This is a genomic window from Mycobacterium sp. IDUB_19 (genome assembly GCF_055419445.1).
Genome location: NZ_JBVAXR010000004.1, coordinates 139020 through 165167 on the forward strand (window position 1 = coordinate 139020; position 26148 = coordinate 165167).

The window sequence follows — 26148 nt, forward strand, 5'->3', positions numbered from 1 at the left end:
GGACGCTAGTCCAGGGCGGCCAGAGCGCAAGTCATCGCCTCGCGCGGCGCGGGCAGCCCGGTGAACTGCTCGACCTGCGCGCAGGCCTGGTGCAGCAGCATCTGCACTCCGTTGATCACGCGCCCGCCCGCCGCGGCCACCGCGGCGGCCAGCGGTGTGGGCCAAGGATCGTAGACGGCGTCCAGCAGCACCGGAATCGTCGCGAAAACGTCGGTGTATTGCGACGCCACATCGGCCGGGATGGTGCTGACCAGCACCTCGGCCGCCGCCACCTCGTCGCCCAGCTCGCCGCCGTCCAGGCCGCAGAACCGCGTCGGCACGCCGATTCGGGTGCCCAGCTCCACCAGCCGGGCCGCCTTCTCCGGGTTACGCGCCACGACGGTGATGCCGCTGACCCCGAGTTGGGCCAAGCCCGCGACGGCCGCGGGCGCGGTGCCACCCGATCCACACACCAGCGCCCATCCCGAGGCCGCGCCGACCGCGCCGCTGACGCCGTCGATGTCGGTGTTGTCGGCCCGCCAGCCGCCGGGCGTGCGCACCAGCGTGTTGGCCGATCCCACCTGTTCCGCGCGTTCGGTGCGCTCGTCGGCGAACCGCAGCGCGGCGAACTTGCCCGGCGCCGTCACCGACACGCCCACCCATTCCGGCCCGAACCCGCCGACCACGCCCGGCAGCTCCTCCGCGCCGCACTCGATGCGCTCATACGTCCAGCCGTCCAGACCCAGCGCTCGGTAGGCGGCCAAGTGCAGTTGCGGGGACTTGGAATGAGCGATCGGCGAGCCGAGGACGGCCGCCTTTCTGCGGCCCGCGCTAGCGGGGCGTGCTGTCGAGGACACCGTTGTGCTTAGCCAGCTCGATATTCGCCAAATGCTGCTTGTAATCCCTGGTGAACAGCGTGGTTCCCTGGGCGTCGATGGTGACGAAGTACAACCAGTCACCCGGCTCGGGATGCTCGGCGGCATGCAGCGCGTCGATGCCGGGCGAGCAGATCGCCGTGGCGGGCAGGCCCTGGGAGACGTAAGTGTTCCACGGCGTCTTCAAGGCCCGGTCGGCGTCGCTGGTGGCCACCTCGCGCCGGTCCAGCGGATAGTTCACCGTCGAGTCGAACTCCAGCGTGTGGTGTGCGTTCAGGCGGTTGTAGATGACCTGCGCCACCTTCGCGAAGTCCTGCGAGTTGGATTCCTGCTGCACCAGCGAGGCCACCACCAGGATGTCGTAGGGCGACAGCTTCATGGCCTGGGCGGTCTCCATCAGCGCGGACTGCGTGTACACCACGGATCCGGCGCTGATCAGGTTCGCCAGAATGTCCTGGGCCGGGGCCGAGGGATCGACGTTGAAGGTCCCCGGCGCGATCAGGCCCTCGAGCCGGCGATGATCACTGCCCAGCTCGGTGACGGGCTGAACGGCCCAGGCCGGCACGGACAACACGTTGGGCGGGGTGTTGCTCGCAGCGGCGCGCAGGTCGTCGGCCGACACACAGCGCCGGTTACCGTCGAGATCCACACAGGTGGCGCGGGAGATCAGCGTCAGGATTCCCGGTGTCACCACGTTGGTCTTCATGTCGGTGGTGTCGTCGAGCTGACGTCCTTCGGGGATGACCAGTTTGCCCACCCGGTTACCGGGATCGACCAATCGCGCGACCGCAGAAGCCGCCGGGATTTCGGTGCGCACCCGGTAGAAGCCCGGCTGGATCGAGTTGATCGCGGTGTTGCCGTGCGCGGCGTTGACGAATGCCCGGACGGTGGCGATCACGCCCTGGTTCTGCAATGTCTGGCCGACCATGGTGGTCGAGTCGCCGGCTTGAATCTGAATGACGATGTCGCGCTTGCCGTCTCCGCTGTAGTCGTCGCCGGTGCCGAACATCGTGTGCCACATTTTGGAGCCGACGAAGACCGCGGCCACCACGATCACGACGAGTACGCCCAACGCGATGCGACCGGTGAAACGGCGCCGCCGGCGCCCACGCTCGGCCCGGATCCGGGCCATCCGGCTCATCCCATGCCGGGGTGGACCGACCGCGGCCGGCTCGGCCCGTTCGCCCCGTGCGCTATCAACCATCGATGACATCCCCCGCCGCAGTCTGGGCCCCGGACTCAGCCACAGTGGCCCGGCGCTGATCGAGCCAGCTCTGCAGGATCGCCACGGCCGCCGCCTGGTCGATCACGGCCCGCTGCTCCTTGGCCCGCACTCCCGCCGCACGCAGTGCACGCTGCGCGCTGACGGTGGTCAGTCGTTCGTCGGCGAGCCGCACCGGCGTGGGCGCCACCCGCTGGGCCAGCGCCTCGGCCACCTCGATCGCGTCGAGCGCCGACGGGCCGGTGCGGTCGGCCAGCGTCCGGGGCAATCCGACGATCACCTCGACGGCTTCCAGTTCGGTGACGAGCTCGGCCAGCCGGCGCACGTGCTTGCCGGAGCGGTCCCGTCGCACCGTTTCCACCGGGGTGGCCAGGATGCCGTCGGGATCGCTGGCAGCCACGCCGATGCGCACACTGCCCACGTCGACACCGAGGCTTCTCCCTGGCCTGCGGCCCCGACCCGGATTGCCCTGGTTAGGGTCGCCGGGCCGGTCGGGCAAGCGATGCTGTGCCAATTCCACTCAACCGACCCGCGCTATCGCGGCGATCTGGGAGCGCACCGCCTCAAGCGCCGCGTCGATGCCGGTCGGGTTCTTTCCCGAGCCCTGCGCCAGGTCGGGCTTGCCGCCGCCGCGGCCGTCAACGGCCATGGCGAGCTGTTTAACCAGGTCGTTGGCGCGCAGCCCGAGATCTTGCGCGGCCGGATTGGCGGCGACGGCGTACGGCACCGTCTCGCTCTCACCCTCCGCTATCAGCGCGACCACCGCGGGATCGCTGCCCAGCTTGCCGCGAATGTCGCCGACCAGGGAACGCAGATCGCCCGCCGTCATCCCGCCAGACATCCGCTGCGCCACCACACGGACGTTACCGATCCGCTCCGCGCCTGCTGCCGCATTCACCGCCGCGGCCCGCGCACCGGCCAGCCGGGCGCGCTCGAGTTCCTTCTCGGCGGCCTTGAGCCGTTCGACGAGATTGGCCACCCGGGCGGGCACCTCTTCCGACGGCACCTTCAGCGACGACGCCAGCCCGGCCATCAGCGCCCGTTCCTTGGCCAGGTGGCGGAACGACTCCAGCCCGACGTAGGCCTCCACCCGGCGCACCCCGGAACCGATCGACGATTCGCCGAGAATGGTCACCGGACCGATCTGCGCCGAGTTGTGCACGTGGGTTCCACCGCACAGCTCCAGCGAAAACGGCCCGCCGATCTCCACCACGCGCACTTCGTCGGGATAGGCCTCGCCGAAGAGCGCCATCGCGCCCATCGCCTTGGCCTTATCCAGCGTCTCGTTGAAGGTGTGCACCTCGAAGTCGGCCTGTACGGCCTCGTTAGTCACCTCTTCGATCTGGCTGCGCTGGTCGTCACTCAGCGCACCCTGCCAGTTGAAGTCGAAGCGCAGGTAGCCGGGGCGGTTCAGCGATCCGGCTTGAACAGCGTTGGGGCCCAGCACTTGTCGCAGTGCGGCGTGCACCATGTGGGTACCCGAGTGGCCCTGGGTGGCCCCCTTGCGCCAGTCGGCATCCACCGCCGCGATCACGGTGTCGCCCTCGACGAACTCGCCGGACTCGACGTTAACCCGATGCACCCAAAGGGTTTTGCCGATCTTCTGCACGTCGGTGACGGCGGCCCGCGCGCTCTCGCCGGCACCCGTTCCGCTGATGGTGCCCTCGTCGGCGATCTGGCCACCCGACTCGGCGTACAGCGGTGTGCGGTCCAGAATGAGTTCGACGCGATCCGCCGCGATTGCGTCCCCGTGCAAGCCGTGTGCGACCACCGGAACCCGCTTGCCGTCGACGAAGATGCCCAGAATTCTTGCTTCGGAGCTCAACTCGTCGAAGCCGGTGAACTCGGTGGGGCCGGCATCGACCAACTCGCGGTAAGCGGTCAAGTCGGCGTGCGCGTGTTTGCGCGCGGCCGCGTCGGCCTTGGCTCGCCGGCGTTGTTCGGCCATGAGTTCCCGGAAGCCGAGTTCGTCGACCTGCAGGCCGGCCTCGGAGGCCATCTCGAGCGTGAGCTCGATCGGAAAGCCGTAGGTGTCGTGCAGGGTGAAGGCGTCCGAGCCGGAAACTGCTTTGGCGCCAGCCGCTTTGGTGGTTCCGGCCACCTCGTCGAACAACTTCGAGCCCGACGCCAGCGTGCGGTTGAACGCGGTTTCCTCGGCGACGGCAATGCGGCGGATCCGGTCGAAATCGGCGACGAGTTCGGGGTACGAGGGGCCCATCGCGTCGCGCACGGTGGCCATCAGGTCGCCAACGATCGGGCCTTCGATGCCCAGCAGCTTGGCCGAGCGGATCACCCGGCGCAGCAGTCGGCGCAGCACGTAACCGCGGCCGTCGTTGCCCGGGCTCACCCCGTCGCCGATCAGGATCGCGGCGGTGCGGCTGTGGTCGGCGATGACGCGGTAGCGGACATCGTCGTCGTGGTTCCCGGCGTCATAGCCGCGCGGTGCGCGCGCGGCCACCACGTCGATGACCGGCCGCATCAGGTCGGTTTCGTACACGTTGTGAACGCCCTGCAGGATGAACGCGACCCGCTCCACACCCATGCCGGTGTCAATGTTCTTGCGCGGCAACGGCCCGAGGATCTCGAAGTCTTCCTTGCTGGTTCCCTCGCCGCGCTCGTTCTGCATGAACACGAGGTTCCAGATCTCGATGTAGCGGTCCTCGTTGGCGATCGGGCCGCCCTCGACGCCGAATTCCGGTCCACGGTCGTAGTAGATCTCCGAAGACGGGCCGCACGGCCCGGGGATGCCCATCGACCAATAGTTGTCGGCCATGCCGCGGCGCTGGATCCGCTCGGCCGGCAGCCCGGCGATTTCCTGCCACAGCGCCACGGCCTCGTCGTCGTCGAAAAAGACCGTCGTCCAAATCTTTTCGGGGTCCATGCCGTAGCCGCCGTCGGCGATCGAATCGGTCAGCAAGGACCAGGCCAGCTCGATGGCCTCGCGCTTGAAGTAGTCGCCGAACGAAAAGTTGCCGGCCATCTGGAAGAAGGTGTTGTGCCGGGTGGTGATGCCCACCTCGTCGATATCAGGCGTACGGATGCACTTCTGGATGCTGGTGGCCGTCGGGTACGGCGGCGTGCGCGCGCCCAGGAAGAACGGCACGAACTGGACCATGCCGGCGTTGACGAACAGTAGGTTGGGGTCGTCGAGGATCACCGATGCGCTCGGCACCTCGGTGTGACCCGCCTTCACGAAGTGATCAAGAAATCGCTTCCTGATCTCGTGTGTCTGCACTCTTTTCCGCTTCTTCCTATATGCCTTGCGTTCTCCTGGACTTTCCGGGATACCGCGCGTCTTGCGTTGAGGTCGAATTCCAGCCTATTCGCCGGGGTATCGAGAGGCTGTCCAACGACGCGTTTCGACCGCTCACAGTACCGGCCCCGGCGCCGTCGGTTACCTGGCAGCTAACCCGCCAAAAAGCTCAGCCGCACCGACCGCCGCGGGTTGTCCCGGTTGAGGTCGACCAAAACGACGCTTTGCCAGGTGCCCAGCTGCGGCTCGCCGGCCGCGACCGGCACGGTCACCGACGGCGCGACGATCGCCGGCAACACGTGGTCGGCGCCGTGGCCGGCCGAACCGTGCGCGTGCCGGTAGCGGTCGTCGCGCGGCAACAACCGTTCCAGCGTGTCGACCAGGTCGCCGTCGGAACCGGCACCGGTCTCGATGATCGCGACCCCGGCCGTCGCATGCGGGACGAACACGTTGCACAGGCCATCCCCGCAGGAGAAGCAGAACCTGCGCACCGCGTCGGTCAGATCCACGATGCGACGACTGGTGGTGTCCACGTCGAGTACGTCGGTATGCATCCGCTCAAGAGTACGGGGCAGCCGCGCTGACCAGCCAATCGTTTGTGAGCGCGGCCACACGCGGCGCCATGAACCCATTGCCACCGGTAATCGGGAGGAGGAAGGTATTTGGTGGGACCGGTGGCGCCACCGGGGGCGCTGCCCCGAACAAGTTGGGAGCCGTCGTGTACGCACGCTCTTTCACCATCGAGGGGCAACCCTTGTCGGTCGACATCGGAATCGCGCATGTTCGCGATGTCGTCATGTCAGAAATGCGCGAGATTGACGGATATGTCGGCATGTCGCTGTTGGTCGACCGGCAATCCGGCCGCTGCATCGCCACCAGCGCCTGGGAATCCATCGCGTCGATGCGCTCCAGCGCCGAGCGGGTGGCCATCATCCGTGACCACATCGCGTTGATGTTCGACGGCAGCGCCAGCGTCGAAGAGTGGCACATCGCGTCGCTGCACCGCCGGCACCGGTCGCCCGAGGGTGCGTTTGTGCGAGCCACCTGGCTCAAGGTGGTGCCCGACCAGCTCGAGCGATCCCTGGACTTCTATCGGACGGCGGTACTTCCGGAAATGGAGAGACTCGAGGGGTTCTCCAGCTCCAGCCTGATGATCGACCACCCGGCCGGCCGGCGAGCGGTGTCGTGCTCGACGTTCGACAGCCAGGAGGCGATGGCCCGGAACAGCGAGGAGGCCAGCGAGTTGCGCAGCCGGCGGGCGCGCGACTTGGGTGCCGAGATCGTCGACGTAGCCGAGTTCGAGCTGGCGATCGCACGGCTGCGGGTTCCCGAGTTGGTCTGAGCCCTCCCGCGCTATCGCCGAGTGGGCGGACGGAATTAGTCGATCTACAGCGGGTGCCCGAGTTCTGTTCGGGCCTTGTCGATTTGGCCGTTACGCATACGTCGCGATGGCTGGCGTGGTCATCGTCTCACCCTTGCGGGCGAGCGATTCGAGGGCCTGGCCTCCGAGGACGCCGCGGCATTGTCCAGCTTCTTTCCTATGGATTAAGGAAGCTCTGTTTCCGGTCCTAATGGCGGTGATACCGGTCCTCCTACCGCTGCGGGAGGTGGTGCCGGAACTGGCACACCTTCACCGGGAAGAACGGGTGCACTCGCAAATCCAGCCGGTTCCATATGATCTTTGCACGCATTCGGAACAGGGACCATATACCATTTCCACGCGCCAGGGGGATTTGGTGCCGGTGCCATGCTGTTGTCGGGGCACCGCCATGTGCAACTGACACCGCCGGCGCCCAAGCCGCCAAGGCCGAGAGTGGAACCCCCGGCAATAGCCGCGCCAACGTCAACACCCACGCCGCCTGCCTCACAGTGCAAATGTGATCCATTGATTTCAGTAGGCCAATCACAGTAAGCCCCCTGGGTGACGAAAACGTTTGCTCCGGTGAGGACTGCTGGATAATCGCACAAACCGGCATTGGCCCTCGCTGGCGGGAAAATCAAGATCGCGCCGGGTACCATTATCGGAACGAGCCAGATTTTATTCATCGACTACTCCACCACCTCTTCTGCTAAGTGATCATTTCAGACCAGGCATTTTATTCGTTAAACTCCTTCCCATGTTGGATAGATTGCATTTACTAATGCTGCAAGACAACCTTCAATTGTAGGCTGATCTAAATATTCGGGAAAGACTGCCGGTCCATTGCTTCTATCTTGTACATCGCCGGAATCCGGCCCGGGCCCCGGCTTGGCGTAAGAAGGAGAAACCAAGCCGGATTGCTTATCAGCTACCGCTGTGGGCGATGGCGAATTTGCCGATCCGTGCGGGCCCGCATCAGCCGCGCTTGCGGCGGATGATCGCGCGCAGCCGGTCCAGCCGCCCGGCGATCTCGCGTTCGGCGCCGCGCCCGGTGGGCCGGTAGTAGTCGACGTCCACCAGCTCGTCCGGCGGATATTGTTGCGCGACAACGCCATCCGGGTGGTCGTGGGCGTATTTGTAGCCCTGCGCGTGGCCCAGTGCCGCGGCGCCCGAGTAGTGGCCGTCACGCAGATGGGCCGGCACCAGACCCGCCTTGCCCGCCTTGATGTCGTTCATCGCCGCCGCCAGCGCGGTGGTCACCGCGTTCGACTTCGGCGCGGTGGCCAGGTGAATGGTGGCGTGCGCCAACGTCAACTGCGCCTCGGGCAAGCCGATCAGCGCCACCGTCTGCGCGGCGGCCACCGCTATCTGCAACGCCGTCGGGTCGGCCATGCCGATGTCCTCGCTGGCCAGGATCATCAGCCGGCGCGCGATGAACCGCGGATCCTCCCCTGCGACGAGCATGCGGGCCAGATAGTGCAGCGCCGCGTCGGCGTCGGAGCCACGCACCGATTTGATGAACGCGCTGATGACGTCGTAGTGCTGATCGCCGTCGCGGTCGTAGCGCACGGCGGCTCTGTCCAGCGATTGCTCGACGGCCGCCACGGTCAGCTCGCCACCCGCCTCGACGGCTTCGGCGGCGACCTCCAGCGCGGTCAGCGCGCGGCGGGCGTCGCCCGCGGCCAATTGCACCATCAGGTCGATAGCCTCGGGCTGGACGCCGATCTGACCGCCCAGGCCCCGCGGATCGTCGATGGCGCGCTGCACCACGGCGCGGATGTCGTCGGCCGTCAGCGGGCGCAGCTGCAGGATCAGCGATCGTGACAGCAGCGGCGCCACGACCGAAAACGACGGATTCTCGGTGGTCGCCGCGACCAGCAGCACCACCCGGTTCTCCACCGCGGAGAGCAACGCGTCCTGCTGGGTTTTGGAGAACCGGTGCACCTCATCGATGAACAGCACCGTCTGCTCGCCGGAAAGCAGCGCCCTGCGCGCGCTATCTATAACCGCCCGGACGTCTTTGACACCGGCCGACAACGCCGACAGGGCTTCGAACCGGCGGCCGGTCGCTTGCGAGACCAGCGCGGCCAACGTGGTCTTACCGCTTCCCGGCGGGCCGTACAGGATGGCCGAGGCCACCCCCGAGCCCTCGACGAGGCGGCGCAGCGGCGATCCGGCGGCCAGCAAGTGGTCCTGTCCGACGACTTCGTCCAGCGATGCCGGCCGCATCCGGACCGCCAGTGGTGCGCCGGCCGAGGCGCCCAGGGCGTCGTTGGCCGTCCGCGATTCGCCGGGCAGGTCAAACAGACCGTCGGACACGGTTTCAGGCATACCACGCAGACCGGACAGGTACGCGCATTGGCTGCGACGACCCGTAAACAAGCAAAGGCCAATCCTCGCCCCGTCGCCGCATATTTGCTAAGTTCCGCATTGCCTAGTTCAGCGCGTGTGCCAGCAAAGCTATTCCGACAGCAAATTAGGACGGCAAATGAGCCAGCCCCCAGAACACCCAGGCGAACCGGCCGACCCCAACGCCGGCAACCAGAATCCTCCGGACTACTCGGCGCCGCCACGGCACGCCGCGCCCGGATATGGCGCGCCGCCACCGCCGCCCCCCGGCTATGGCCCGCCGCCCGGTGGCTACAGCCCGCCCGGACCTCCGCCCGGCTACGGAGCTCCTCCGCCAGCTCCCGCCGGCTACGGCGCACCCCCGGCCGGCTACCCGCCGCAGCCCGGCTTCGGCGGCCCCGCGGGTGACCCGAGCACGCCGCGGTTTGACGTCGGTGAGGCGGCGAAGTGGGCGTGGGGCAAATTCACCCAGAACGCCGTCGCCCTGATCGTTCCCACCTTGGTCTACGGCTTGGTGCTCGCCGTTTTCGCGGTTATCGCCGGGGTCTTGCCCGCGGTCTTCGGCGAGAGCACGAGCAGCACGTACACCAACAGCTATGGCGAAACCAGCACTGCCTTCGACATCTCCTACGGCCCGGCATCGATCGCGATCATGGTCGTCGGCTACCTGCTGATATTCATCACCGCGATCTACATGAACGCCGGGCTGTTGTCCGGAATTCTCGACATCGCCGACGGAAAACCGGTGAGCATCGGCACGTTCTTCAAGGCGCGCAATCTCGGCGCGGTGTTCATCACCGCGTTGTTGGTCGCACTCGGCGCCGTCATCGGATCGATCCTGTGCATCATCCCAGGCATCATCTTCGGCTTCCTCACCCTGTTTGCCCTGCCATTCGTCATCGACCGATCGCTTTCACCCGTCGACGCCATCAAGGCCAGCATCGCGACCACCAGAGCCAACATTGGCCCGGCACTGCTGGCGTGGCTGGTGCAGTACGCGGCGATTGTGGTCGGCGAGTTCGCGTGCGGGGTAGGTATCGTCGTGGGCCTCCCGGTCTCCCTGCTCATCCACGTCTACGCCTACCGCAAGCTTTCCGGTGGTCAGGTCGTTCCACTGGAGCTGCCCGGTTACCAGCCGGGACCTCCTCCCGTCGGGCCCCCGCCCGGACAGCAGTTCGCCTAGTCAGCCGGCTCCCCGGGCCTAACGGCGCACGCCCTGGGAGCGTCGATCGCGCGGCACGCGAAGGTCGAGCCTCGCCCCGCGGCGGCTTATTTGCTAAGTTCCGGATTGCCAAGTTCTGCGCGCGTGCCCGGCAAGCTACTCCGACGGCAAATTAGGACGGCAAATGAGCCAGCCCCCAGAACACCCAGGCGAACCGGCCGACCCCAACGCCGGCAACCAGAACCCTGCGGGCTACCCGCCGCCACCGCCGCCTCAAGGCCCCCCGGGTTACGGCGCACCCCCTCCGGGTTACGGCCCACCGCCTGGGAGCGCACCGCCTCCGGGTTACGGCGCACCGCCCCCGGGGAGCGCACCGCCTCCGGGTTACGGCGCAGCCCCTCCTCCGCCACCTGGCTATGGCGCACCGCCGGGCTATGGCCCACCGCCGGGGTACCCACCGCAGCCGGGGTACCCACCGCAGCCGGGCTACGGCGGCCCGCCGGCGCCGCAATTCAGCGTGGCTGACGCATTCAGCTGGGCCTGGAACACATTCACCAAGAACGCCGTCACGTTGGTCATTCCCACGCTTGTCTACGGTCTGCTGTTCGCCGCGGCCTCCGCCGTGAACATCGTGGGCCAAAACATGGGCACGACCACGTCAAGCTTCGAGGGCTACGACTACGGCTTCTCCATGAATCTCAGTCCCGCCGGAATGGCCGTCGTGGGGCTCGGCTACCTCGTCTCCTTCGTTGTGACCGCATACGCCCAAGCCGGGTTCCTGTCGGGATGCCTGGATATTGCGGACGGCCGGCCGGTGAGCATCGGTTCCTTCTTCAAGCCACGCAACCTCGGCATGGCGTTTCTTGCCGCATTCTTGATCAGCATTCTCACCTCGATCGGCTATGCCGCGTGCTTCGTTCCTGGCATCATCGTGGGGATCTTCACCCAGTTCATCATCCTGTTCGTGATCGATCGCTCACAGTCCGCCATCAAGGGGTTCTCGTCGGGCTTCTCGCTGGTCGGGTCGAATTTCGCCAATGCGCTGCTGGTGTGGCTCGTATCGATGGCGACGGTCTTCGTCGGGGCGCTGGTGTGCGGCGTCGGCCTGTTGGTCGCGGTCCCCCTCGTGGCGCTCATCCTGACCTACGCCTACCGCAAGCTTTCGGGCGGTCAGGTTGTGCCGCTGGCACAGCCCGGTTACCAGCCGGGACCGCCGGCCGGACCGCCACCGGGGCCGCTGCCCACGTAGCCCGCCCGGCTCCCGCTGACTAGCGGCGCGCTGCGGCGCCGCTGCCCGTGTGATGAGATCAGCGGTTATGAGCATCAAAGTTGCGCTGGAGCATCGCACCAGCTACACCTTTGACCGGGGGGTCCAGGTTTTCCCGCACGTGGTGCGGCTGCGCCCGGCGCCCCACTCGCGCACACCCATCGAGGCCTACTCGCTGCGCATCGAGCCCGCCGACCACTTCATCAACTGGCAGCAAGACGCGTTCGGCAATTTCCTTGCCCGGCTTGTGTTTCCGAACCCGATGCGCCAGTTAACCATCACCGTCGGGCTCATCGCCGACCTCAAGGTGATCAACCCGTTCGACTTTTTCATCGAGGACTGGGCCGAAACATGGCCTGCCGCTTCGGGGTTCATCTACCCCAAGGCGCTCGCCGAGGATCTCAAGCCCTATCTGCGCCCGGTCGACGAAGAAGCCGAAGGCTCGGGCCCCGGCCAGCTCACGCGGGCGTGGGTGCATAACTTCTCGGTTCCCGACGGCACCCGCACCATCGACTTCCTGGTCGCGCTCAACCATGCGGTCAACGCCGACGTGGCCTACAGCCTGCGCATGGAACCCGGCGTCCAGACACCGGATTTCACGCTGCGGACCGGCGTCGGCTCGTGCCGTGATTCGGCGTGGCTGCTGGTGTCGATCCTGCGCCAGTTCGGCCTGGCCGCCCGCTTCGTGTCCGGATATCTCGTGCAGTTGGCCTCCGACGTCGAGGCGCTCGACGGGCCGTCGGGGCCCGCCGCCGATTTCACCGACCTGCACGCGTGGACCGAGGTGTACGTCCCCGGCGCGGGCTGGATCGGGCTCGATCCGACATCCGGACTGTTTGCCGGCGAGGGCCACATCCCGCTGTCAGCCACGCCACATCCCTCCAGCGCGGCACCCATCAGCGGCCACACCGGGCCGTGTACGACCACCCTGGAGTTCTCCAACACCGTCACCCGCATCCACGAGGACCCGCGCGTCACGCTGCCCTACACGGACGCGGCCTGGACCACGATCTGCACTCTCGGCCGCCGCGTCGACGAACGCCTGGCCACCGGCGACGTCCGGCTGACGGTCGGCGGTGAACCCACATTCGTGTCGGTGGACAACCAGGTCGACGAGGAGTGGACCACTGCCGCCGACGGGCCGCACAAACGGCAGCGCGCATCCGATCTGGCCGCCCGGCTGAAATCGGCGTGGGCCCCGCAGGGTCTCATCCATCGCGGACAGGGCCGCTGGTATCCGGGAGAGCCGTTGCCGCGCTGGCAGATTGCGCTCTACTGGCGCACCGATGGACAACCGCTGTGGACCGACGACGCGCTGCTGGCCGACCCGTGGACGCCCGAGCCGATGAGTGCGACGGCGGACAACGACACCGCCTACGAGGTGCTCGCGGGAATCGCTGAAGGCCTGGGATTGCCGCTGTCCCAGGTGCGCCCGGCCTACGACGACCCGTTGGCCCGGCTTGCCGCCAAAGTCCGCATGCCCAAAGGCGACGCGGTCGAACCCACCGACGACCTCGCCGCCGACGACGCCGCCGCCCGCGCCGCGTTGCTGAGCCGCCTCGACGAAACCACCGAGGCCCCAGCGGCATTCGTGGTGCCGCTGCACCGCCGCGACGACGAACTCGGCTGGGCCAGCGCGAACTGGCAACTGCGCCGTGGCCGCGTCGTACTGCTCGAGGGAGATTCACCCGCGGGGCTGCGGCTGCCGCTGGATTCGATCAGCTGGGAGGCGCCGCGGCCATCATTTGACGTCGACCCCCTCACCGTCGGTGACGCGCTGTCGACGGAGTCGACCAGCGCGGAGACCGTCGACTCCGAGTCGGCGCCGGTGACCGCGATGGTCGCCGAGGTCCGCGACGGGCTGCTGTACCTCTTCCTCCCGCCCACCGAGGCGCTGGAACACTTCGTCGACCTGATCGCCCGCATCGAGGCCGCGGCCGCCAAAACCGGCAGCGCGGTGGTGATCGAGGGCTACGGACCACCGCCGGACCCGCGGCTGCAGTCCACGACAATCACCCCCGACCCCGGCGTCATTGAAGTCAACATCGCACCCACCGCCAGTTTCGACGAACAACGACAACAGCTCGAAACCCTGTACGCGCAGGCCCGGCTGGCTCGGCTGTCGACGGAGTCATTCGACGTCGACGGCACCCACGGCGGCACCGGCGGCGGCAACCACATCACGCTGGGCGGGGTGACGCCGGCGGACTCGCCGCTGCTGCGCCGCCCGGATCTGTTGGTCTCGCTGCTGACCTACTGGCAGCGCCACCCGTCGCTGTCTTATCTTTTCGCCGGACGATTCGTCGGCACCACGTCGCAGGCGCCACGGGTTGACGAGGGTCGCGCCGAGGCGCTGTACGAACTCGAGATCGCGTTCGCCGAAATCGCCCGGCTGGGAGCGGCTCGCGCCCCCAAACCGTGGATCGCCGACCGCGCACTGCGGCATCTGCTCACCGACATCACCGGAAACACCCATCGCGCCGAGTTCTGTATCGACAAGCTCTACAGCCCGGACAGCCCGCGCGGCAGGCTCGGCCTGCTGGAGTTGCGCGGCTTCGAGATGCCGCCACACCTGCGCATGGCGATGGTGCAGTCGCTGCTGGTGCGCTCGCTGGTGGCCTGGTTCTGGGACGAACCGCTGCGGGCCCCGCTGATCCGGCACGGCGCCAACTTGCACGGACGATACCTGTTGCCGCACTTCTTGATTCACGACATTGCCGACGTGGCCGCGGATCTGCGCGCGCACGGCATCGCGTTCGAGACCAGCTGGCTGGATCCGTTCACCGAGTTCCGCTTCCCGCGCATCGGCACCGCCGTCTTCGACGGTGTGGAGATCGAGCTGCGCGGAGCGATCGAGCCATGGAACACCCTCGGCGAGGAATCCACCGCGACGGGCACCGCCCGCTACGTCGACTCGTCGGTCGAGCGGATCCAGATCCGCATCATCGGTGCCGACCGGCACCGCTACGTCGTGACCTGCAACGGCTATCCGGTGCCGTTGCTGGCCACCGACAATCCCGACATCCATGTCGGCGGAGTGCGGTACAAGGCCTGGAAGCCGCCCAGCGCGCTGCATCCGACGATCACCACCGACGTCCCGTTGCAGTTCGAGCTGATCGATCTCACCTCGGGTACCTCGCGCGGCGGGTGCACCTACCACGTCGCTCATCCCGGCGGGATGGCCTACGAGGAGCCACCCGTCAACGCGGTAACCGCCGAGGCACGCCGCGCTCGCCGATTTGAGGCAACCGGATTCACACCGGGCCCACTCGACTTGGCCGACATCCGGGAGAAACAGGCCAGGATCTTCACCGATATCGGCGCGCCGGGCATTCTCGACCTGCGGCGCGTGCGTACCGTGCAGCGGTAATGGCGTCGTCTAGAACTGGCATCGCAATGGCACTCGATCACTCGGCGGTTACTGGGACCTCCGGCGACCGCTACGACGCCGATCGACTGCTGGCCGGTTACCGGACCGCGCGCACCCAGGAAGCACTGTTCGATCTGCGCCCCAGCGGTCCACTCGGGGCCGGCTACGACGAATTCCTCGACGAACACGGCGCGGTGCGGCCGGCCTGGACCGAGCTGGCCGACACGGTGGCCGAGCGCGGCCGAACGGGGCTGAATCAGCTGCGCTCGGTGGTGCACACCCTGATCGACAACGACGGGATCACCTACACCGAGGTCGACCCCGCCAGCGGGCGTGCCCTGGAACCCCGGCCGTGGAGCCTGGACACCCTGCCGATCGTGCTGTCTGCGGCCGACTGGGAGCTACTGGAAGCCGGGCTGGTGCAGCGCTCGCGCCTGCTCGATGCCGTGCTCGCCGACCTGTACGGGCCGCGCAGCTTGCTCACCGACGGCATGCTGCCACCGGAACTGGTGTTCGCTCATCCCGGTTACGTGCGCGCGGCCAGCGGCATCGAAGTGCCGGGCCATCACCAGCTTTTCATGCACGCGTGCGATCTCAGCCGGTTGCCGAACGGCGGCTTCGAGGTCAACGCGGACTGGACGCAGGCGCCCTCGGGCGCCGGGTACGCGCTGGCCGACCGACGCGTTGTCGCGCACGCGGTGCCCGATCTCTACGAGCGGATCGCACCGCGGCCCAACACGCCGTTCGCGCAGGCGCTGCGGCTGGCGCTGATCGACGCCGCACCCGACGACGCGCAGGACCCGGTCGTGGTGATTCTCAGCCCCGGCATCTTCTCGGAGACCGCGTTCGATCAGGCGTATCTGGCTACGCTGCTGGGTTTTCCGTTGGTGGAAAGCGCCGACCTGGTGGTTCGCGACGGCAAGGTGTGGATGCGCTCGCTGGGGACCCTGAAACGTGTCGACGTCGTTCTTCGCCGCGTCGACGCGCTCTACACCGACCCGCTGGATCTGCGCGCCGACTCCCGGCTCGGGGTGGTCGGTTTGGTGGAGGCGCAGCGCCGCGGGACGGTGACCGTCGTCAACACGCTCGGCAGCGGGATCTTGGAAAGCCCTGGGCTGCTGCGCTTTCTACCCGAGTTGGCCGAGCGACTGCTCGGCGAAGCCCCGGTGCTCAACACCGCGCCGGTGTACTGGGGCGGTATCGCCAAGGAACGCTCGCATCTGCTGGCCAACCTCTCGTCGCTGTTGATCAAGTCCACAGTCGGCGGGGAAACCCTTGTCGGACCGACACTTTCGTCGGCCCGGCTGGCCGAACTGGCCGCACGGATCGAGCACATGCCGTGGCAGTGGGCCGGTCAGGAGCTGCCGCAGTTCTCCTCGGCGCCGACCGACCACGCCGGTGTGCTGTCCTCGGCCGGTGTCGGCATGCGGTTGTTCACCGTTGCCCAACGCAGCGGGTACGCCCCGATGATCGGCGGTGTCGGCTACGTCCTGGCACCGGGTGCTGCGGCGTATTCGCTGAAAACTGTTGCCGCGAAAGATGTTTGGGTGCGCCCGACGGAGCGTGCGCGGGCCGAGACCATTACCCCGCCGACCGAGGTGACGCCGGTGAAGACCGCCGCGGGCACCTGGGGCGTCAGCTCGCCGCGTGTGCTGTCCGACCTGTTCTGGATCGGCCGCTACGGCGAGCGTGCGGAAAGTACGGCCCGGCTGCTGATGGCCGCCCGCGACCGTTTCCACATCTACCGGCATCAGCAGGACACCGAGGAAAGCGCGGTCGTGCCGGTGCTGATGGCCGCGCTGGGCAGCATCACCGGGAGCGACACCGGAGCCGACAACGACCCCGCCGAGATGATCGCAATCGTCCCGTCGACGCTGTGGGCACTGACTTTCGACCCGGGCCGGGCGGGATCCCTCTTCCAGGCGGTGGAAGGCCTCGCCCTGGCGGCCAGGGCGGTGCGCGACCAGATGTCCAACGACACCTGGGTGGTACTGGCCAACGTGGAGCGCGCGCTTGCGCACCGCTCCGAACCGCCGCAATCACTGGGTGAGGCCGACACGCTGCTCGCGTCGGCGCACGCGCGCACCTTGGCCGCGATGCTGACCCTTGCGGGGGTGGCCAGCGAGTCGATGGTGCGCGACGTGGGCTGGTCGATGATGGACATCGGCAAACGCATCGAACGCGGCCTGTGGCTGACCGCGCTGCTGAAAGCCACCCTCACGAAAGTCCGCGACGCGACGGCCGAGCAGGCCGTCATCGAGTCGGCACTGGTGGCTTGCGAATCGTCGGTCATCTACCGGCGGCGCACCGTCGGCCAAATCAGTGTCGCCGCGGTGACCGAGCTGATGCTGTTCGACGCGAACAACCCGCGGTCGTTGCTCTATCAGCTGGAGCGGCTGCGGGCCAACCTCAAGGACCTGCCCAGCGCGTCGGGATCGTCACGTCCGGAACGGATGGTCGAAGAGATCGGCACCCTGTTGCGCCGCTCGCATCCAGCCGAGCTGCAGGGGGCGAACGCCGACGGGCGCCGCACCGAGCTGGCCGAGCTACTCGCCGCGATCCACACCGAGCTGCGCGATTTGGCCAAGGTCATCACCGAGACGCAGTTGACCCTGCCCGGCGGCATGCAGCCGCTGTGGGGCCCCGACGAACGACGGGTGATGCCGGCCTAGCTCAGCCGGCGACGGCGGCGGGCCCCTGCGCCGCCGACACCACCTCGTCGATGACGTCGTGGATGAACTGCATCTTCTCCAGCACCGCGACCGGCAGCACGAACGGATACAGGTCGTCGTGGCCCATCGACCGGTTCACCATGTTCAACGACCACGACAGCGGTATCCAGATATCGATGATGTTTGGAAAAGCGCTGGGACCCAACGGCGGTCGGTCGAAGGTCGCCGAGGCGGATGCGAAACCACACCAGGCCGAGGTGTCCAGGGTGTCGCGGATGTGCAGGTAGTGGGCGAACGTCTCGGCCCAATCCTCGGCCGGGTGCATGGTGGCATACGACGACACATATTTTTCCTGCCAGCCCTCCGGAGCGCCCTGGCTGTAGTGCCGATCCAGCGCCTCCTGGTAGTCGGCGTCGGGATCACCGAACAGCTCGTTGAACCGCTTGACGTAGTCCTGCGACGGAGCGATCAACCGGTAGAAGTAGTAGTGCCCGATCTCGTGCCGGAAATGCCCGAGCAGGGTCCGGTACGGCTCGTCCATCTCCACCCGGAGTTGCTCACGATGGACATCGTCGCCCTCGGCCAAATCCAATGTGATGACCCCGTTCTCGTGACCGGTCAGCACCTGCTCACGCGCGCTGGACAGCAGCCGGAACGCCAGCCCGTAATCGGGATCGGTAACGCGCCCGATGATCGGCAGCTTCAGCTCGTGCAGCTCGACGATCAGCCGCCGCTGGGCCGCCTCGGCCCGGGCGAACTCCGCCAAGCCGGCGGTGTCGGCGTCGTTGGGCCGTTCGGTGGTCAGCGCGCACGACGTGCAGAGCAGCCGGGGATTGTTGACGGGTACCAGCCAATTGCATTCGGCGACTCGCAGATTGGCGCACAGTTGGTACTCGGCGGCGTCCACGAAGCCGGCGTGATCTGTTGAATCACCCTCGGCGGCGATCACCAACAGGGCCATCTGATCGAGTGAAAACCCCAGCGCGCTTCCGCAATTCAGGCAGGTGGAGTTCTCGAACACCAGCCGCTGGCCGCACTTGGGACAATTGAAATCACGCATCCAGTTCGTCACCTTCGAACGGCACGACGTCGACGGCGACATCGATCACGCTGCGCTTCGAGTCGGTGTAGATGATGCCGCGCAACGGCGGCACGTCCGCGTAGTCACGGCCCCGCCCCACGATGATGTAACGCTGGTCGACCATCTGGTCGTTGGTGGGATCCAGCCCCAGCCACTCGAATTGGCCTGGCTCCTGCGGAGTCCATACCGCGGCCCAGGCGTGGGTGGCGTCGATGCCGATCATCCGTTCCTTTCCGGGTGGCGGGTCGGTGGCCAGATAACCGGACACGTAGCTGGCCGCCAACCCATTGGCGCGCAGGCAGGCAATCGCCAGCCTGGCGAAGTCTTGACATACCCCTTCCTGGGCCGCCAGAACCTCATTGACCCCGGTGGAAATCGTTGTCGATCCCGAGCGGTAGGTGAAGTCGGCGAAAATCCGCGACGCGAGGTCGCGTAGTACCTCGATCAGCGGACGCCCCGGTACGAAGCTGGGCGCCGCATAGTGGCGGACTTCGTCGGTGATCTCCGGCGGATTCAAGTCCAGGGCGAACTCCGTCGCCAATGCTCCCCTGCGCCCGGCCGGGCGGGCCGCCTCCCACGGTCCGATCGCCGGCCCGGTGGTGTAGCGCTCGGGGGGCGCCGGATACACGTCGACGATCGAGTCGCTGGTGACCGTCAGGATGCGATGCGGTTCGGTGACGTGGAAATAGGAGCTGATGTTGCCGTAGCTGTCGGTGCTGGTGGAGCTGTCGGCGGGGGCCGGGTCGATCGTCAGCCGGTGCGCGACGCATTGCTGCCGCTGCGAGTCCCGCGGCGTGAGAAAACCGCGGCCATAGGAGCTGGTCACGGTGTCCGAGTAGCGGTACTCGGTGCGATGGGTGACGCGATGGCGGCGGGTGGCGGGGACCTCGGATGCAGAAGACACCGAGTGACCTCCTGACATCTCCGGATGGGTGTTGGGCAACCGCTGGCCAATACGGCACCAACCGCACCATAGCGGGAGCACAATCGATCTGTGGCCACCTGGGACGACGTCGCCCGGATCGTAGGTGAGCTGCCACTCACCTCCGAGCAGTCACCGCATGACTGGCGGGTCGGCAAGAAGCTGCTGGCGTGGGAGCGACCGCTGCGCCTATCGGACCGGGAAGCGCTGGCAGCGAGTGGGTCGGAGGCGCCCGAGGGCGACATCCTCGGCGTCCGGGTGTCCGACGAGGGCGTCAAGTTCGCGTTGGTCGCCGACGAGCCGAGGATCTACTTCACCACCGCGCACTTCAACGGCTATCCGGCGGTGCTGGTCAAGCTGGCCGAGATCGACGTGCGCGGTCTCGAGGAGCTGATCACCGAGGCCTGGCTGACGCAGGCGCCCAAGAAGCTGGTGCAGGAGTTCCTGACCGGCTCGTTCTGAGCCGCTTACCGCTGGTGCAAGTCGATCACCCGCTGCAGGTCGTCCACACATCCCTGGAAGACGTCGGCCAGCACCACTTCGGTTCGTTCGCGGGCGTTCGACAACAGCGTCGCCGCGTGCCGGCGGGCGGCGTCGACATGGGCGGTCGCGGTCGTGGGATCCGAGTCGGCGAGTGCCGTCGCCGCCACGAGGTCGGCCAGCACCGTCTCGGCCGATTGCGGAAGCCGATCGCCGCAGCCGTCCGGGCCAGAAAGGGAGGCGGGCACGACGGCGCGGGCGAGCTGCAGCACGGAGCCGGCGAGCAGGGCCAGATGCACGGCCTGGTGATCCGCGCCCAGAACGGCCGCGCGAAGTCCCCACCGGCGCGGCGCAACTCGCACCACCTGACGCGCCGTGGTCCGCGCCTGGATCAGTCCGCCCAGCTGTTCGTGCACCCTGTCGACGGCCGGCAACGGCCAGTCGCGGTCGGGAACTTCACGGCCGCGGGCGAGTTCGCCGGTGCGGACCAGCACCGAGTGCAGGGTCCGCAGCACCTCGATGCGCGCACTGCGCAGCACGTCGAGCGGGTTGGCCGGGAATAGCAGCACAGCAACGACGATCGCCAGCACGCCACCGATCAGCGCGTCGTCGATGCGTTCCCAACCGACACCGCTGCGATAGAGGGCGAGTACCAGAATCGACGAGACCGCGGTCTGGTTGGCGAACATCATCCCCTGGCCGATATAGCCCTGACCGATGAAAACCGCGGCCAACAGCGCGATCAGCGCGGCGATCGCGATGGAGCCGGCCCCGGGCCCGAGCAACCCCTGCACCAGGGTTCCCGTCCCGATGCCCAGGGTCACCCCGATCATCATCTGGATGGCGCGTTGCGCGCGCAGCACGTTGCTGGTCGACAGCGACACCGCCGCGGCGATCGGGGCGAAGAACGGTTGCGGGTGCGCGAGCAGGTCGTGGGCGATGTACCAGGACAGCCCCGCCGCGACCGAGGTCTGCACGAGGTAGAACCACACGCCACGGACCCGTTTGAAACCCCCGACGACGGCGGCTTTACTCGCGAACGGCCGCGTCAGCAGCGAAGTGCTCATCCCGCTTATCTACCGCAGCTCCAGCGGCCGCGGCAATGCGAGAGGGGTTAGGCGCGCTGCAACTCGAACAGCGGAATGACCCGGCTGGTCTTCGACTGATATTCGGCGAAGCCCGGCGCCGCGGCGGTCACTTTGTCGAACAGCTGGTCGCGCTCCGCAACCGGCAGTTCGTGTGCCGTGACATCGAAGGCGTCGGTGCCGACCTCGATGTGCGCCTGCGGGTTGGCCCGCAGATTGTGCACCCAGGCCGGGTCCTTGGGCGCGCCGGCGTACGAGCCGATGATGATCAGCTTGCCGTCGATGTTGAAATACGCCAACGGCGATACCCGCTGCTGTCCGGATTTGGCGCCCGTCGTGGTGAGCAGCAACAGATCGGCACCTTCGAACTGGCCGCCGACCTTGCCGCCGTTGGCGCGGAACTCGTCGGCGATGGCGGTGTTGAACGACTTGACGGTTTCGGTGTCAGGGAACGCTTCGGTCATGCTTGGTCAACCTGCTTGGGTTTGGCATCTATTCCGGATTCCTTGCGCTGCTGCGCGGTGATCGGCGCGGGCGCATCGGTCAGCGGGTCGACGCCGCCGCCGGTCTTCGGGAAGGCGATCACCTCGCGGATGGAGTCCACCCCGGACAGCAGCGCGTTGATCCGGTCCCAGCCGAACGCGATCCCGCCGTGCGGCGGCGCGCCAAACGTGAACGCCTCCAACAGGAATCCGAACTTCTCCTCGGCCTCGGCCTTGTCCAGGCCCATCACCGCGAACACCTGTTCCTGGACGTCGCGGCGGTGGATACGGATCGAGCCGCCGCCGATCTCGTTGCCGTTGCAGACGATGTCGTAGGCATCGGCCAGCACGCGACCGGGATCGGAGCCGAGGGCGCCCTCGTACTCCGGCTTGGGCGAGGTGAACGCGTGATGCACCGCGGTCCAGGCGCCGGAGCCCACGGCCACGTCACCGGCGGCGGTCGCGTCTTCGGCGGGCTCGAACAGCGGCGGGTCGACCACCCAGACGAATGCCCAGGCGTCCGGGTCGATCAGGCCCAGCCGGTCGGCGATCTCGCCGCGGGCGGCGCCCAGCAGGGCGCGCGACGACTTCGCCGGTCCAGCCGAGAAGAAGATGCAGTCGCCGGGGTTGGCCCCGACGTGGGCGGCCAGGCCGCCGCGTTCGGTGTCGCTCAAGTTCTTGGCCACCGGACCGCTCAGCTCGCCGTCGTCGGCGACCAGCACATAGGCCAGCCCGCGGTGGCCGCGCTGTTTGGCCCACTCCTGCCAGCCGTCCAGGGTGCGCCGCGGCTGTGCCGCACCGCCGGGCATCACCACCGCGCCGACATACGGCGCCTGGAAGACACGGAATGTGGTGTCGGAGAAGAACTCTGTGCACTCTACGAGTTCCAGCCCGAAACGCATGTCGGGCTTGTCGGAGCCGAACCGCTGCATGGCCTCGGCATAACTGATCCGCGGGATCGGCGTCGGAAGCTGATAGCCGATCAGCGCCCACAGCGCGGTCAGGATCTCCTCGGAAATCGCGATGATGTCCTCGACGTCGACGAAGCTCATCTCCATGTCGAGCTGGGTGAACTCCGGTTGCCGGTCGGCGCGGAAATCCTCGTCGCGGTAGCAGCGGGCGATCTGGTAGTAGCGCTCCATGCCGGCCACCATCAGCAACTGTTTGAACAGCTGCGGGCTCTGCGGCAGGGCGTAGAACGACCCGGGGTGCAGCCGGGAGGGCACCAAAAAGTCGCGCGCGCCCTCCGGCGTCGAGCGGGTGATCGTCGGCGTCTCGATCTCGACGAAGTCGTGACGCGACAGCACCGAACGGGCGGCGGCATTCACCTTGGAGCGCAACCGAATTGCCGCAGCCGGACCGTCGCGGCGCAGGTCGAGATAGCGGTACTTCAGCCGCAACTCCTCCCCCGCCGGCTCGTCCAGCTGGAATGGCAGGGGCGCACTTTCGCCGAGCACGGTCAGTGACGTGACGTTCAGCTCGACATCGCCGGTGGGTATCTCGGCGTTGGCGTTGCCTTCCGGGCGGATCTCGACGACGCCTTGCACCGCGACGCAGAATTCGGCGCGCAACCGATGCGCCTGCTCCAGCACGTCTGCGGCGCGGAAGACCACCTGTGCGATGCCGGAGGCGTCCCGCAGGTCGATGAAGATGACGCCGCCGTGGTCGCGGCGGCGGGCCACCCAACCGACCAGCGTCACCTGCTGGCCGGCGTCGCGATCCCGGAGCGAACCAGCGTTGTGGCTGCGCAGCACAAATACTCCTCTTCACCTTGGACGACTGACCAGTCTAAGGGTCGGTGTAACTTCGCCTTTATCGCCACAAACATCGCGCTCGTCGGTCCCGGCGCCGTCGGTACGACGGTTGCCGCGCTGCTGTACCAGGCCGGGCATTCGGTGCTGGTCTGCGGTCGCAGCGCGCGCGACACCATCGAACTGCGTCCCGACGGCCGGGACCCGATCGTGGTGCCCGGACCGGTGCACACCGATCCCGCCGAGGTGTCCGGCCCCGTCGACTTGGTGATCCTGGCGGTCAAGGCCACCCAGAACGACGACGCGGCGGGCTGGCTGTCCAAGCTGTGCGGCGAGCACACCATCGTGACGGTGCTGCAGAACGGCGTCGAGCAGGTCGAGCAGGTCCAGCCGCTGTGCCCGTCGTCGCCCGTGGTCCCGGGCATCGTCTGGTATTCCGCCGAAACCCAGCCGCAAGGGTGGGTGCGGCTGCGGGGTGAAGCAGCGCTGGTGCTGCCCAGCGGGCCCTCGGCTGCCACGGTGGCCGAGCTGCTGCGCGGCGCCGGCTGCCGGGTGGACTGCGACCCCGACCTGATCACCGCGGGGTGGCGCAAGCTGCTCACCAATGCGCTGGCCGGGTTCATGGCGCTGTCGGGACGGCGGTCTGGAATGTTTCGCCGCGACGACGTCGCCGCGTTGTCCCGTCGCTATGTCGCCGAATGCCTTGCGGTTGCGCGGGCCGAGGGCGCCCAGCTGCCGGACAGTGTGGTCGACGAGCTGGCCGACCTGTTCCGTCAGGCACCCGAAGACATGGGGACCTCGATCCTGGCCGACCGGGAGTACCACCGGCCGATGGAATGGGACATCCGCAACGGGGTGATCATCCGCAAGGCACGCGCGCACAACCTGGCGACGCCGATCAGCGATGTGCTGGTGCCACTGCTGGCCGCGGCCAGCGACGGCCCCGGCTAGATTTACCGACATGCATCCCTGCGAGCGCGTGGACCTCGACTTCATCGACAACGCGCCATTCCGGTTCCGCAACAGTGTCGACCTGGCCATCACGCCCGAGCAGGTTTTCGAAGTGCTTGCCGACGCCGAAGCCTGGCCGCGCTGGGCCTCGGTGATCACCAAGGTGACCTGGACCAGTCCCGAGCCGCGCGGTGTCGGCACCACCCGCGTCGTCGAGATGCGCGGCGGCATCGTCGGCGACGAGGAGTACCTGGTCTGGGAACCGTTCACCCGCATGACATTCCGGTTCAACGAGTGCTCCAACAAGGCCGTCGCGGCCTTCGCCGAGGACTACCTCGTCGAGGTCATCCCCGGTGGCTGCCGGCTGACCTGGACGATGGCGCAGAAACCTGCGGGGCCCGCGCGACTGGCGATGGTCTTTACCGGGCCGCTGTTGAACCTGGCGCTGCGCCGGTTTCTGAGCAACCTGCGCCGCTACACCGATAACCGATTCGCTGCTACGCAACAGCGTTAGGTGTGTGCAAAGCTGAATCATGACCTTCAACGAGGGTATGCAGATCGACACCAGCACCGCGTCGTCATCCGGCGGCGGGGGCGGCATGGGGTTGGCCTTCGGGGGTGGCGGCGTCGGGTTGCTGATCCTGATCGCGGCGTTGTTCTTTGGCGTCGATCCGAGCAGCGTGATCAGCCAGCAGCAGCCGAACACGGGCGGCTACTCGGCGCCCGGTTTCGACCTGAGCCAGTGCAAGACCGGAGCCGATGCCAACAAGTACGTGCAGTGCCGCGTGGTCGCCACCGGCAACTCCGTGGACGCGGTGTGGCATCAGTTGATGCCGAATTACACCCGCCCGCATGTGCGCCTGTTCACCGGTTCGGTGGACACCGGCTGCGGCCCCGCCACCACAGCGGTGGGACCGTTCTACTGCCCGGTGGATCAGACCGCGTATTTCGACACCGAATTCTTCCAGGAGCTGGTCGATAAATTCGGTTCCAGCGGTGGGCCTTTCGCGCAGGAGTACGTGGTAGCCCACGAATACGGCCATCACGTCCAGCAATTGCAGGGCATCCTGGGCCGCTCTCAGCAAGGCGCACAGGGCGCCGGCGGGAATGGCGTGCGCACCGAATTGCAGGCCGACTGCTACGCCGGCATCTGGGCGCACTACGCGTCGACGGTCAAACAGGAGAGCACCGGGGTGCCATACCTACAGCCGTTGAGCGACAAGGACATTCAAGACGCCCTTTCGGCCGCCGCATCCGTCGGCGACGACCGGATCCAGAAAGAGACGACCGGACGCGTCAACCCCGAGTCGTGGACACACGGATCCGCCGAACAACGCCAGAAGTGGTTCACCGTCGGCTATCAGACCGGCGACCCGCACCAGTGCGACACCTTCGCCTCAACGAATCTCGGCTAAGCCCCGGCTAGATGACCGAGCCGATTAACCGGGCCGGGCCGCGCAAGTGACGGTGGTGGTGGCGTCCTGGTGCACGACGACCTGGCCGTCCACCGCGATCTCGCAGTGGAACGAGGCGGGACCATTGCCGGAATCCGGCCAGTGCAGCATGCCGCTGGCGGTGACGCTCGCCCACTGGTTCGGGTTGGCCAGCGTGACCGTGTAGACGACCGGTTGCCCGGCGCTGAGCGGGGCCTGCAGGTTGGTCATGAACTTCGAGGAGTCCGCGTTGTAGGCGGCCTGGCTGGGTGGATCCGCACTCACGTACGAGACGGTGGCGGTCAGATTGTTGGCACTCGACACGGTGTAGGTCACCTGGTGGCCGGCCGGGTCCGCATAGCCGGTCGCGGGCGTGAGCAGCACTCCTGCGGCTGTTGTCAGCATTACCGCCGAGACCGCGCTCGCCATTCTTTGCACGTTCGTCATATCGAAA

The 26148-nt window shown here is 67.3% G+C and carries 21 protein-coding genes; 9 read left to right on the top strand and 12 right to left on the bottom strand.

From position 1 onward, the window contains the following. Positions 1-5: 5 nt before the first annotated feature. The 5 genes from ACZY0B_RS05715 to ACZY0B_RS05735 all read right to left on the bottom strand — a co-directional run bounded on the left by ACZY0B_RS05715 (position 6) and on the right by ACZY0B_RS05735 (position 5883). Positions 6-836 (bottom strand): shikimate dehydrogenase, encoded by an 831-nt coding sequence (locus ACZY0B_RS05715; protein ID WP_463763055.1) that lies wholly within the window; start codon positions 834-836, stop codon positions 6-8. Further along, positions 811-2058 carry an endolytic transglycosylase MltG gene (gene mltG, locus ACZY0B_RS05720; protein WP_463763056.1) on the bottom strand — a complete coding sequence of 416 codons (1248 nt, stop codon included), beginning with the start codon at positions 2056-2058 and terminating at the stop codon, positions 811-813. Before mltG ends, ACZY0B_RS05715 begins: the two co-directional genes overlap by 26 nt. Next, positions 2051-2596: a Holliday junction resolvase RuvX gene (ruvX, locus tag ACZY0B_RS05725; RefSeq protein ID WP_463763057.1), complete on the bottom strand. Its 546-nt coding sequence runs from the start codon at positions 2594-2596 to the stop codon at positions 2051-2053. Before ruvX ends, mltG begins: the two co-directional genes overlap by 8 nt. After that, on the bottom strand, positions 2597-5311 hold the full coding sequence (gene alaS, locus ACZY0B_RS05730) for an alanine--tRNA ligase (protein WP_463763058.1): 2715 nt from the start codon (positions 5309-5311) through the stop codon (positions 2597-2599). It lies immediately after the preceding gene. 170 nt (positions 5312-5481) lie between these two features. Beyond that, complete coding sequence (locus tag ACZY0B_RS05735) at positions 5482-5883, bottom strand: secondary thiamine-phosphate synthase enzyme YjbQ (RefSeq protein WP_463763059.1); 402 nt, start codon at positions 5881-5883, stop codon at positions 5482-5484. Positions 5884-6047: 164 nt separating this feature from the next. On the opposite strand from ACZY0B_RS05735, the gene ACZY0B_RS05740 reads away from it, so the two are divergent. Continuing rightward, positions 6048-6671, top strand: coding sequence for a hypothetical protein (locus ACZY0B_RS05740; RefSeq protein ID WP_463763060.1), 624 nt, complete (start codon positions 6048-6050; stop codon positions 6669-6671). Positions 6672-7664: 993 nt separating this feature from the next. On the opposite strand, the gene ACZY0B_RS05745 is transcribed toward ACZY0B_RS05740, so the two are convergent. Beyond that, positions 7665-9020, bottom strand: coding sequence for a replication-associated recombination protein A (locus ACZY0B_RS05745; RefSeq protein WP_463763061.1), 1356 nt, complete (start codon positions 9018-9020; stop codon positions 7665-7667). A 157-nt stretch (positions 9021-9177) separates the two neighbouring features. Between ACZY0B_RS05745 and ACZY0B_RS05750 the strand changes: the two genes are divergently transcribed. The 4 genes from ACZY0B_RS05750 to ACZY0B_RS05765 all read left to right on the top strand — a co-directional run bounded on the left by ACZY0B_RS05750 (position 9178) and on the right by ACZY0B_RS05765 (position 17509). Continuing rightward, positions 9178-10221: a DUF2189 domain-containing protein gene (locus tag ACZY0B_RS05750; protein ID WP_463763062.1), complete on the top strand. Its 1044-nt coding sequence runs from the start codon at positions 9178-9180 to the stop codon at positions 10219-10221. Positions 10222-10384: 163 nt separating this feature from the next. Continuing rightward, a complete protein-coding gene (locus ACZY0B_RS05755) occupies positions 10385-11449 on the top strand; it encodes a hypothetical protein (RefSeq protein WP_463763063.1) in 1065 nt (354 codons plus the stop codon). 67 nt (positions 11450-11516) lie between these two features. After that, complete coding sequence (locus ACZY0B_RS05760) at positions 11517-14837, top strand: transglutaminase family protein (protein WP_463763064.1); 3321 nt, start codon at positions 11517-11519, stop codon at positions 14835-14837. A gap of 26 nt (positions 14838-14863) precedes the next feature. Continuing rightward, entirely contained in the window at positions 14864-17509 is a 2646-nt protein-coding gene (locus ACZY0B_RS05765) for a circularly permuted type 2 ATP-grasp protein (RefSeq protein WP_463763065.1), read from the top strand. Between the two features lies 1 nt (position 17510). Here the strand turns inward: ACZY0B_RS05765 and ACZY0B_RS05770 are convergent, their stop codons facing one another. Then, positions 17511-18569, bottom strand: a complete 1059-nt coding sequence (locus ACZY0B_RS05770) for a zinc-binding metallopeptidase family protein (RefSeq protein WP_463763066.1) — start codon at positions 18567-18569, stop codon at positions 17511-17513. Next, positions 18562-19512 (bottom strand): transglutaminase family protein, encoded by a 951-nt coding sequence (locus ACZY0B_RS05775; RefSeq protein ID WP_463763067.1) that lies wholly within the window; start codon positions 19510-19512, stop codon positions 18562-18564. Before ACZY0B_RS05775 ends, ACZY0B_RS05770 begins: the two co-directional genes overlap by 8 nt. A gap of 72 nt (positions 19513-19584) precedes the next feature. Here ACZY0B_RS05775 and ACZY0B_RS05780 point away from each other — a divergent pair, with 72 nt between their 5' ends. Next, positions 19585-19974: an MmcQ/YjbR family DNA-binding protein gene (locus tag ACZY0B_RS05780; RefSeq protein WP_463763068.1), complete on the top strand. Its 390-nt coding sequence runs from the start codon at positions 19585-19587 to the stop codon at positions 19972-19974. 5 nt (positions 19975-19979) lie between these two features. Here the strand turns inward: ACZY0B_RS05780 and ACZY0B_RS05785 are convergent, their stop codons facing one another. From ACZY0B_RS05785 to aspS, 3 genes are read right to left on the bottom strand one after another with little or no spacing between them, the layout of a single operon-like run. Beyond that, a complete protein-coding gene (locus ACZY0B_RS05785; protein WP_463763069.1) occupies positions 19980-21059 on the bottom strand; it encodes an FUSC family protein in 1080 nt (359 codons plus the stop codon). A 47-nt stretch (positions 21060-21106) separates the two neighbouring features. Further along, positions 21107-21541 carry a nitroreductase family deazaflavin-dependent oxidoreductase gene (locus ACZY0B_RS05790; RefSeq protein WP_463763070.1) on the bottom strand — a complete coding sequence of 145 codons (435 nt, stop codon included), beginning with the start codon at positions 21539-21541 and terminating at the stop codon, positions 21107-21109. After that, the gene (gene aspS, locus ACZY0B_RS05795; protein WP_463763071.1) at positions 21538-23313 is read right to left on the bottom strand and encodes an aspartate--tRNA ligase; all 1776 of its coding nucleotides are present in this window, start codon (positions 23311-23313) and stop codon (positions 21538-21540) included. The genes ACZY0B_RS05790 and aspS overlap by 4 nt, the downstream gene beginning before the upstream one ends. A 60-nt stretch (positions 23314-23373) precedes the next feature. Here aspS and ACZY0B_RS05800 point away from each other — a divergent pair, with 60 nt between their 5' ends. Genes ACZY0B_RS05800 through ypfJ form a run of 3 tightly spaced genes read left to right on the top strand, consistent with a single transcriptional unit; the run spans position 23374 to position 25676 of the window. Then, positions 23374-24261, top strand: coding sequence for an oxidoreductase (locus tag ACZY0B_RS05800; protein WP_463763172.1), 888 nt, complete (start codon positions 23374-23376; stop codon positions 24259-24261). A gap of 10 nt (positions 24262-24271) precedes the next feature. Next, the gene (locus ACZY0B_RS05805; RefSeq protein WP_463763072.1) at positions 24272-24775 is read left to right on the top strand and encodes an SRPBCC family protein; all 504 of its coding nucleotides are present in this window, start codon (positions 24272-24274) and stop codon (positions 24773-24775) included. Between the two features lie 19 nt (positions 24776-24794). Beyond that, positions 24795-25676, top strand: coding sequence for a KPN_02809 family neutral zinc metallopeptidase (gene ypfJ / locus ACZY0B_RS05810; protein ID WP_463763073.1), 882 nt, complete (start codon positions 24795-24797; stop codon positions 25674-25676). Positions 25677-25700: 24 nt separating this feature from the next. Here ypfJ and ACZY0B_RS05815 read toward each other — a convergent pair whose 3' ends face one another. After that, positions 25701-26141 carry a hypothetical protein gene (locus tag ACZY0B_RS05815; protein ID WP_463763074.1) on the bottom strand — a complete coding sequence of 147 codons (441 nt, stop codon included), beginning with the start codon at positions 26139-26141 and terminating at the stop codon, positions 25701-25703. Between the last annotated feature and the right edge of the window lie 7 nt (positions 26142-26148).